We start from the raw sequence: 685 nt of genomic DNA, 5'->3' as shown, positions 1-685 counted from the left end.
TGAGCGGAGCGCGGACGTGGACGGTCGGGGTCACCGGCGCCACCGGGTACGCCGGGGGTGAGGTGTGCCGGCTGCTGGCCGGGCACCCGAACCTGGCGCTGGCCGGGGTGCACGCCAACTCGAGTGCCGGGCGCCGTCTGGGGGAGCTGCAGCCGCACCTGCTGCCCTTCGCCGACCTGGAGGTCCGGCCCAGCGGCGTGGAGGACCTGGCCGGGTACGACGTGGTGGTGCTGGCGCTGCCGCACGGGGAGTCCGCGGCGATCGCCGCGCGGCTGCCCGCCGACACGCTGGTGATCGACTGCGGCGCCGACCACCGGCTGGGCGACCCGGCGGCGTGGGCGCGCTGGTACGGCTCGGCGCACGCCGGCACCTGGCCCTACGGGCTGCCGGAGCTGCCCGGGCAGCGGGCGCGGCTGGCCGGTGCCCGGCGGATCGCGGTGCCCGGGTGCTATCCGACCTCGGTGAGCCTGGCGCTGGCCCCGGCGCTGGCGGCCGGGCTGGTGGAGCCCGAGGTGGTGGTGGTCGCGGCGTCGGGGACCTCGGGGGCGGGGAAGGCGGCCAAGCCGCACCTGCTGGGCAGTGAGGTGATGGGGTCGGTGAGCGCCTACGGCGTGGGTGGGGCGCACCGGCACACGCCGGAGATGGTGCAGACCCTCTCCCAGGCCGCGGGCCGGCCGGTGGGCGT

At 78.1% G+C, this 685-nt stretch carries 1 protein-coding gene; it reads left to right on the top strand.

Annotation, left to right across the window (positions count from 1 at the left end):
- Positions 1 to 685, top strand: a 685-nt coding sequence (locus tag ACI79G_RS24975; RefSeq protein WP_456883724.1) for an Asd/ArgC dimerization domain-containing protein, incomplete at both ends; no start/stop codon positions are given.

It is taken from the genome of Geodermatophilus sp. SYSU D00779, from assembly GCF_054050595.1.
This window is presented reverse-complemented; position numbering and strand designations above follow the sequence as displayed.